Source organism: Aminobacter sp. J44, from assembly GCF_007829415.1.
Lineage (GTDB): Bacteria > Pseudomonadota > Alphaproteobacteria > Rhizobiales > Rhizobiaceae > Aerobium.
The window spans coordinates 66964-75999 of the sequence record NZ_VLJG01000017.1; the positions used below are offsets into that span (position 1 = coordinate 66964).

The 9036-nt window shown below is 62.9% G+C and carries 8 protein-coding genes; 3 read left to right on the top strand and 5 right to left on the bottom strand.

Annotated features, from left to right (window positions below; translation table 11 throughout):
* Window positions 1-23: 23 nt before the first annotated feature.
* The 3 genes from L610_RS08790 to L610_RS08800 form a co-directional block, all read right to left on the bottom strand.
* A complete protein-coding gene (locus L610_RS08790) occupies window positions 24-779 on the bottom strand; it encodes an alpha/beta fold hydrolase (protein ID WP_024849842.1) in 756 nt (251 codons plus the stop codon).
* Between the two features lie 141 nt (window positions 780-920).
* Window positions 921-2594, bottom strand: coding sequence for a 2-isopropylmalate synthase (gene leuA / locus L610_RS08795; RefSeq protein WP_024849841.1), 1674 nt, complete (start codon window positions 2592-2594; stop codon window positions 921-923).
* Between the two features lie 427 nt (window positions 2595-3021).
* The gene (locus tag L610_RS08800) at window positions 3022-4173 is read right to left on the bottom strand and encodes a 5-methyltetrahydropteroyltriglutamate--homocysteine S-methyltransferase (RefSeq protein ID WP_024849840.1); all 1152 of its coding nucleotides are present in this window, start codon (window positions 4171-4173) and stop codon (window positions 3022-3024) included.
* 189 nt (window positions 4174-4362) lie between these two features.
* On the opposite strand from L610_RS08800, the gene L610_RS08805 reads away from it, so the two are divergent.
* The 3 genes from L610_RS08805 to L610_RS08815 are packed head-to-tail and all read left to right on the top strand — an operon-like array spanning window position 4363 to window position 6457.
* A complete protein-coding gene (locus L610_RS08805; RefSeq protein WP_024849839.1) occupies window positions 4363-5106 on the top strand; it encodes a GntR family transcriptional regulator in 744 nt (247 codons plus the stop codon).
* Between the two features lie 56 nt (window positions 5107-5162).
* Window positions 5163-5831 carry a pseudouridine synthase gene (locus L610_RS08810; protein ID WP_034330964.1) on the top strand — a complete coding sequence of 223 codons (669 nt, stop codon included), beginning with the start codon at window positions 5163-5165 and terminating at the stop codon, window positions 5829-5831.
* Between the two features lie 8 nt (window positions 5832-5839).
* Window positions 5840-6457, top strand: coding sequence for a class I SAM-dependent methyltransferase (locus tag L610_RS08815; protein WP_024849837.1), 618 nt, complete (start codon window positions 5840-5842; stop codon window positions 6455-6457).
* Here L610_RS08815 and L610_RS08820 read toward each other — a convergent pair whose 3' ends face one another.
* Complete coding sequence (locus L610_RS08820) at window positions 6458-7054, bottom strand: YigZ family protein (RefSeq protein ID WP_024849836.1); 597 nt, start codon at window positions 7052-7054, stop codon at window positions 6458-6460. It abuts the gene before it with no gap.
* A 47-nt stretch (window positions 7055-7101) separates the two neighbouring features.
* Window positions 7102-8334, bottom strand: coding sequence for a PAN domain-containing protein (locus tag L610_RS08825; RefSeq protein WP_245263808.1), 1233 nt, complete (start codon window positions 8332-8334; stop codon window positions 7102-7104).
* Window positions 8335-9036 lie beyond the last annotated feature (702 nt).

Consider the following 9036-nt stretch of genomic DNA (forward strand, 5'->3'; position numbering starts at 1 on the left):
GTCTTGCAGGGCGCCAAGTATCGTTAAAATCCACAAACGGCCCGAATGATCCCCGTCATCTGTGCCGGCGCTTCATCGGGCAGCATGTGGCCGAGTCGCGGCAGGCGGTGAACCGCAAAGCTCGGCGACAAACCTTCGAGCTGCAAGACAGGCAGGACATTGTCCAGCTCGCCCCAAACGACCGTTACCGGAACTGGCAATTCCGCAATCTTGTCGAGCGGCAGCTGACCCTGGCGGCCATCCCGCGCCAGCCCCTTCGCCATCTCGATGAGCATCTCGCGCTGGCCGGGCACGGCACGCGCGGCAAGGAAATGTTCCACCGTCTCCTCGGGGACCGGCGAATACCACCCGGTCATGGCTTCGAGACAAGCGGTCAGTTGCTCCCTCGTCTCAGCAGCGGCGTAGCGAGTCAGCAGGCGGCGGTTGATGTCGGGGCCGAAGCCTCCAGGCGCAAGCAGGGTCAACGACGCCACCCGCTTCGCATCGAACAGCGCGACTAGGCTCGCCACCGCCCCGCCCATCGAATGACCGACGAGATGGGCACGCTCTATCCCGCGCGACCGGAGATCATCGAGCACGGCATTCGCGGCCGTCTTCGCCGAGCCGGCACCAGGATAATTCAGCGAGCCGCCGTGCCCCGGCAGATCATAGGCGATGGTCGCGCGATGTTCCGCCAGCGCCGGCTGGATTTCCCGCCACGCGGTGTGATCGCCGCCAAAGCCGTGCAGAAGCACGATCGGGTCGGCGCCGCTACCGGCAAGCTGCGCATGCAAGGTCATCGACTACTCCGACTCTTCAGGACGGACAGACGGTTACACGCTGGCGATGGAGGGTAAAGTACTACGTGAAGTGGAGCAGCAGATGCTGCCAGCTCAGATGAAAATCCCGGCGCAAGTGATTCTTACGCCGGGACAAATCTCTTAGTTCTTCTGGGCGAGAATGCGGTTCGCGGCCGAGACGATCGCCGCCAGCGATGCCGCCACGATGTTGGTGTTGATGCCCGAGCCGAACAGGCGGCCGCCCGGATATTCCACCTCGACGTAGCTGATCGCCGCGGCGTTGGAGCCGCGATGCATCGAGTGCTCTGAATAGTCGAGCACCGACAAGTCGATGCCGATGTAGCGTGACAGCGCGTCAACAAAGCCGTCGATCGGGCCGGTGCCAGTGCCGGTCATCGTCACTTCCTTGCCGTTGTCGGAGATCGTTGCCTCCATGATGCGGCGGCCACGATTATCCGGATCCGGCACTGTGTGGTGGTCGACGAACTTCAGGCGTGCGCCCGGTTGGTCGACATAGGCCTCGATGAAGCGATCGTAGATGCGCTTGGCCGGCAGCTCCTTGCCCTCGCGGTCGGTGATCTGCTGGATGTCCTGGCTGAACTCTATCTGCAGGTTGCGCGGCAAATTGAGGCCGTAGTCCGCCTGCAGGACGTAGGCGATGCCGCCCTTGCCCGACTGCGAATTGATGCGGATGATAGCCTCGTAGGTGCGGCCGACATCCTGCGGGTCGATCGGCAGATATGGCACTTCCCACAGCGGCTTATTCGACGCCTTCAGCGCCTTCATGCCCTTGTTGATCGCATCCTGATGCGAGCCCGAGAACGCGGTGTAGACCAGTTCGCCGACATAGGGGTGGCGCTCGCCGATCTTCATCTGGTTCGAGTACTCGTAGACTTCCTTCATGCGGTTGATGTCGGAGCAGTCCAGCTCAGGGTCGACGCCCTGCGTGTACATGTTCAGCGCCAGCGTCACGACGTCGACGTTGCCGGTGCGCTCGCCATTGCCGAACAGCGTGCCCTCCACGCGGTCGGCGCCGGCCATCAGGCCCAGCTCGGTCGCGGCGATGCCGGTGCCGCGGTCGTTATGCGGATGCAGCGAGATGATCAGGCTCTCGCGGTTGTCGACATTGCGGCACATCCACTCGATCTGGTCGGCGTAGATGTTCGGCGTCGACATCTCGACCGTCGACGGCAGGTTCAGGATCAGCTTGTTGTCCGGAGTCGGCTTGATGACCTCGATGACGGCGTTGCAGATCTCCAGTGCGACATCCAGCTCGGTGCCAGTGAAGCTCTCCGGCGAATACTGGAAGCGATAGCCGCCGCCAGCCTTCGCGGCCATGTCCACGATCATCTTGGCGGCGTCGGTCGCGATCTGCTTGATGCCTGCGACATCCTTGGCGAACACGACGCGGCGCTGCAGCTCGCTGGTCGAATTATAGAAGTGAATGATCGGCGACTTCGCGCCTTCCAGAGCCTCGAAGGTGCGCGTGATCAGTTCCGGACGGCACTGCACCAGGACCTGGAGATCGACGTCATCGGGAACGTTGGCCTCCTCGACGCACCAGCGGGCGAAGTCGAAGTCGGTCTGCGACGCGGATGGGAAGCCGATCTCGATTTCCTTGAAGCCCATGTCGACGAGCAGATTGAACATGCGCGCCTTGCGGTCGTGGCCCATCGGGTCGACCAGTGCCTGATTGCCGTCGCGCAGGTCCACCGAGCACCAGATCGGCGCCTTTTCGATGCGCTTGCTCGTCCAGGTGCGGTCCTTGAGGTCGACCAGCGGGTACGGCTGATACTTGATCGCGGCATCAGGCATGCCCTTCTTGCGAGAGGCAGCTACAGCATCAATACGGCTCTGTTCGTTCATCGTCTTCACTCCGGTGCGGGCGCGCTCTCATGGCACGGCGCTGCGCACGATTTCAATGTCTACGGAAATTTTTCGGGCAAGGAGCTGGTGCCGAGGCCGGCGAAATCGATCGCCGGGTGCTCCTTCAACGAGCCCGGCGATCGCCGCTAAGGCCGAGTAGAAGGACGGTAGAAAGCATCGCGCGCGCAGTCTGCCCCACGAAGTGGGCCGGACGCTTTATATTGATGGCGCGACGATAAGACATGCCGGCGAAATAACCCAAAGTCGAAGGCATGGCAAGGCCCCGCAGGCGAAAGCTGTTACAAACAGCACTGCAAGTATCGAAGACCCGGCAGGAATCGCAGCCTTCCGGGTCTTCGGGTCAATCCCTGGGATACTAGCCCGTCACCTTGCCCCAGATCGACTCGGCCGTTTTTACGACGAGCTCCAGCTTGCGCATCTGGTCCGCCTCCGAGATCGCATTGCCCTCCTCAGTCGAGGCAAATCCGCACTGCGGCGCGATGCCAAACTGGTCGAGGTCGGCGAACTTGGAAACAGCGTCAAACTTGCGCCTGAGATCATCCAGGCTCTCGAGCTCGCCGGTCTTGGTGGTGATGAAGCCGGGCATGACCCGTTTCTTGCCCTTGGGCAGAAGACGCAGCGGCTCGAGCCCTCCGGCACGATCGGTATCATACTCCATGAAGTAGATGTCGACGTCGGTCTTGTTGAAGATCGCGTCGGCGCACAGGTCATAGGCGCCCTCCGCCGCATGGTGCGACTGGAAGTTGCCGCGGCACATGTGCATGCCGATCACCATATCCGACGGGCGGTCCTTGATCGCCTCGTGCATCATCCAGGCGTACTTGTCGATCAGCCAGTCCGGATCCTGGCCGAGTGCCGCCTTGGCGGCGCGATGCTTTGGATCGCACAGATAGGCGAAGAAGATGTCGTCCATCTGCAGGTAGCGGCAGCCAACGTCGTAGAACGCCTTCACCGCCTTAGCATACGCGCTGGCGAGATCCGCGAACAGCACCTCGAGGTCCTTGTAGGGCGCGTAGCGGATGTCTTCGGGATCGGTGCGGAAGTGCGCGCAGCTCGGCCCGGGGATCGAGATCTTCGGCATCACGTTCGTGACGCTGGCCACGAACTTGAAGTGCTCCAGCATCGGGTGATCGTCCGGGAAATCGACCTTTTCGTTAATGGTCAGAAACTCCGGCTTCAGGGCGATACCGTGGAACTGGATCGCCTCCTTCTCGCGGTGTTCGAGGTCGATGCCGTCGAGCATGCGCAGGAAGTCGTAGTGCCAGTAGGTACGTCGGATCTCGCCGTCGGTCACAACGGGCAGTCCGACATCCTGCTGCGCCTTGACCGCGGCGCGGATGGCCTCGTCCTCGGCCGCGTGCAGTTCGTCCGCTTCGATCGACTTCTCCTCGAAGAAGCGCTTGCGGGCCTCCTTCACGGCCTTGGGGCGGAGCAGGCTTCCAACATGGTCTGCCCGATAGGGCGGGCGCGCAACAGAAGCCGCCGGAGCGGCGCTCACATCAGTCATCTCATCTCCTCCAACCGCTGGTCACAGCCAAATTGCTGTGGAATTCCCTTCGAGGTGGCTAGCATACGTTACGTCACCTTGCCAGCGGCGCGGCCCGCACTCTTGACTTTGACTTGTACACAGCATGACATCCCCTGCAGGAAGAACAGGTTAGCCCTTTTGCAGACTCACGTGCAGAGGAATCCCTTCATGGCTCGCAGCCCCCGTTCAGACAAAGGCGCATCCCAGACGTTGAAAGCGGTCATGGGCGTACGTGACCTCGTCTTCTCCGGTACGGTCGCGCCAGGTGAGCGGCTTTCGGAAATCAACGTCAGCGCCAAGCTTGGCCTGTCGCGCACGCCGGTTCGCGCGGCCCTTGCGCGTCTTGAGCAGGAAGGGATTCTCGAAGCCATTCCGTCCGGCGGCTACTCGGTTCGCCTGTTCTCGATCGCCGACGTTGCCGACGCGATCGAGCTGCGCGGTGTGCTCGAAGGCACGGCCGCACGCCTTGCCGCCGAGCGCGGCGCAACGCCCGCAAAGATCAACGCGCTGAAGTCACTGATCTCGCGGCTCGACGAGGTGGTGGAGTCCGGTGTCGATGACATGGATCTCGACACCTACATGACGCTCAACGCCGAGTTCCACGAGATGCTCACGGAGCTTTCCGGCAGCAAGATCATCCAGCGCGAGCTTGAGCGCGTACTCCACCTGCCTTTCGCCAGCCCCAGCGCCTTCCTCGAGGCGCAGATGAGCGTGCCAGCCTTCCGCACCTCGCTGATCGTCGGCCAGGCGCAGCACCGCGCCATCGCTCATGCGATCGAAATGCGCGAAGGCTCGCGCGCCGAAGCGATCGCCCGCGAGCATGCGCGCCTCGCCCGCATCAACCTCGACCGGGTAATGAAGGACAAGTCGCTGATCGACCGCGTCCCTGGTCTGGTTCTCGTCACAAGCTAACCCTTACCGGGCGCCACGCACTACCCCTTGCCGGCTTCAGGATGTAAGGGAAGCGCATGAATGTGCTGTCTGCCGACTCCCCGGTCTACAACCCGCCGCTTGAGCCCTGGGTCACGATCCGCCATCGCGACCGAGACATCCTCGTGCTCGACAAGCCGAGCGGGCTGCTGTCGGTACCAGGAAAGCACCCGGCGCTGAAGGACAGCCTGGCAACCCGCGTGCAGCGCGACTTTCCGCAAGCGCAGATGATCAACCGCCTCGACAAGGACACGTCGGGGCTGGTGCTGATGTCTCTCAACCGCAAGGCCCACGCCGCCATCGCAGCCCAGTTCGAGGGGCGGACGACGAAGAAATCCTACGTCGCGGTCGTGTGGGGCATCATGGAGGAGGACGAAGGGTTGATCGACCTGCCGCTGGCGATCGACCCCGACAACAAGCCGCGCCACCGCGTCGACCATGAAGGCGGCAAGCTCGCCCAGACGCGCTGGCAGGTCATCGAGCGCGGCAGCGACCGCACCCGCGTCCGGCTTTTCCCGCTCACCGGCCGCACCCACCAGCTGCGCGTGCACATGAAAGCGATCGGCCACGTCATCCTCGGCGACGAGTTCTATGCCGAAGGGGAGGCGCTCGCTGCCTCCGACCGCCTTCTGCTCCATGCGGAGGAACTCTCCTTCCGACACCCGGACGGCAGCGACGTCACTTTCACCGCCCCCTGCCCGTTCTGAGGCTCGTCATGGCGCGCAGCGAGGACACCACAGAACCTATCGTCGATTTCGTGGGCGGCGCCGTCGGGCACCAGTTCCGCACGGGCGCCGCGCGCGGCCACGCGCTTGCCAAGGCTGCCGGCCTCGTGAAGGGCGCCTTGCCCGAAATCGTCGACGCCACCGCGGGCCTTGGCCGCGACGCCTTCCTCCTCGCCTCGCTCGGCTCGAAGGTGACGCTCATCGAACGCTCGACGAAGATGCACGACCTGCTTGCCGCCGGCCTCGAACGCGCGGCAGCCGAAGGCGGCGCCCTCGCCGAGACGATCGCGCGGATGACCCTGCTGCACGGCGACTCGCGCGAACTGCTGCCGCAGCTTGCGCCCCAAGTCGTGCTGGTCGACCCGATGCATCCGCCGCGCGGCAACACGGCACTGGTGAAGAAGGAGATGCGGCAGATCCGCGAGATCGTCGGCAGCGATCCCGACGCCGAGGAGCTTATGCGCGTCGCGCTAGAGCACGCACAAAACCGCGTCGTGCTGAAATGGCCGCTGCGTGCCCCGCCGATGGAGGGAATCCGCAAACCCTCGTACCAGATCCTCGGCAAGAGCACGCGCTACGACGTGTTCGTGAAGGCGAAGCTGGCCTAGCTAGTCGTCACCGAGGATTAGCGCGCGGCCGCTAGTCACGTCCGCCGCGACCGCCCTCACCTTCTCCGCCATCTCGGCCGGCAGCCGGAAATGCTGGACGACGCCCTCGGCAAGAAATTCTTGCCGGCTCATGCTCACGCCCGGCAACGCCTCCAGCCGCGCCCGCAGCAGCGGCGCATCGCTGAAGCCGGATTGGATGGAAATGGTCTCAAGTTCGACGAGCGGCAGCTTCGGCGCCTCGCGCAGGCAGGATGCTGCCGTGCCGCCATAAGCGCGGATCAGCCCGCCGCTACCCAGCAGCACGCCGCCGAACCAGCGCGCAACGACGACGACTGTGCGGTCGAGCCCCTGCCCGTCGATCGCTTGCAGGATCGGCTTGCCGGCGGTTCCGCTCGGCTCGCCATCGTCGCTAAAACGGTAGCTCTGGCCGATCCGCCAGGCCCAGCAATTGTGGTTAGCCGACGGATCCGAATGCTGCGCGAGAAACTCCCGCGCCTCGCCCTCGTCAGCAATGGGGGCAGCCTGGGCGAGAAACCGGCTCTTCTTGATTTCCTGGCGAAAACTCGCCACCCCGGCGAGAATGAATCGATCCGTCATGCCGCCCTTCTAGCGCGAATAGAGGCGGCATGTATCGGGCCAGATCATCAGTTCAGGCTGATGATCTTTGCCGGGCGGAAGGTTTCGATCTTCTTGACGCCTGAAACCATGCCCTTGCCGTAAGCCGGCTTGCCGACAACGCCCTTGAGCCAGCACTCCTTCTTCGCCTTCACGTAGGTGAAGGCAATGCAGGCGTTGTTGTCGATGCAGGCGAGCCGGCAGGCGAGCGGCGAGTTGGCGCCGGGATACGGGCGCCGGCTGAGGTCGCCGCCCGGCAGGTCGACGTCCTCGAACAGCGAGGAATTCGGATCGATCGTTGCCAACGTCATCGGCTTCGGATCCGCCTCGCCCGCAGCCAGAAGATGGCCCGACAGCGCGACGCTGTTTCCATCGGCGCGCCCGGAGCTCGCCTTGAGGAAGCAGTTCGGCCCCCGGCGCAGACTCTGGTCGGTGTTGAAGGTAAAGGCCTTGCACTGACCGTCCATGCGCAGGCAGTTGTCGGCACAGGCCCCGGCATCACTGGTGCGTATAGATGTGATATCGTCGCCGAACAGGTCGAGTCCCGTGTATATCGCCATGCGGTTCGGCTGCCGGGTGTAGGCCTCGAGCGCGGACACGGCCGCAGCACCACGTTCCGCCTCGACAACTGCGCCAGCCGCAGCCGTCCCCTCCGGTGCGGGCGACTGGAATGCACCGCCCTGCGGAGTTGCGGCGATCGACGTACCGCCTGTCCGGTTCAGACCGTAGCGCTCAATCTCTTCCTGGCTGAAGACATACATGTCATCGGGCGGCGTCCTGAACATGATGTGCATGACATCGACCGGCGTGCCGAAACGGTTCAGGACCTCGATGATGTCCGAAATCGCATACTGGGCTCCGACCAGATCCTTCGTGTCGTTGGATATCTGATGGACGCCGAGCTCACCATCGGCCTTCCTTTCATGGCCGGCGAGGAAGATGAACGAGCAGGCAGAGTAGCAGCCGCTCCCCTTCGGAATGTAGGTGGAAAGCTGGCGCTGGTGGATGTCGTCGGCAATCAGCAGGCCCATCTGGACGCTGCCACCGGGGCTGTTCAGCGTCACCAGCTTCGCATTCGGCGTGGCCTGCAGCGCGCGGCGGAAGCTCAGAGCGGCGCCCGTGTCGATCTCACCGTCCATGCGGATGATTTCCGGCGTGCCGTCATCGACAGTAAAGGGCCCGAACGTCGTTTCCGCAGCCCCTGCCCCTGCGATCAAACAGATCGACCAAGCCACCGCCAGTAACGCAGACACCTTACGCATGCACGCCCCCTCACTCGCAGGAAAGGGAAACACACAGTCCGAGCAGGTGGCAAGACGGGATACATGGGAACACGGGATGTCCCCAGGAGGGCGGCTCTTCCAGATCCAACACGAAACGAAGAAGACCTAATATCCTCCAGCAGTCCAGAATTGGACCGAGGGTCATCCCCTAAAATCCGATGGCACGAGACCGACGATGCTGCGATTGCCGCTGCAGCGATTGTCATTTACTAGGAGGGGCGCAGCCTCCAAAAACCTGTCCCACCTCGATCCGAATCTTTTCGTTCAGCATGAAATCTTCAACCGGGCAACACTATCTCGCTCTTGACCATGTCCGTGCGCTAGCTGCTTTCATGGTGTTTGCTTGGCACTTCGGCCACGGCGCATCGGGCCATCCAATACCTTTTGATGGCGCCCAAAGCTGTTCCTTCTCTCAGTGATCGATGAGGGACACACAGGCGTAGCTTTGTTCATGACCATCAGCGGATATTTGGATGATGTGCCGGGGCGTGGTGTAGCAGGATAGCGGCGGTCACCAGTGTTTTTCCGGTAGGGTCGGGTTGTTCAAGCTCAACCTGATGGAAAGTCCACCGATGACCGACGATATGATGAACCTGCGCTCGCTCGTTGAGAAGAGTGCTGACGCCGATTTGCTGCGCGAGATGATCGGCTTTGCCGCCGAGAAGCTGATGGAACTGGAGG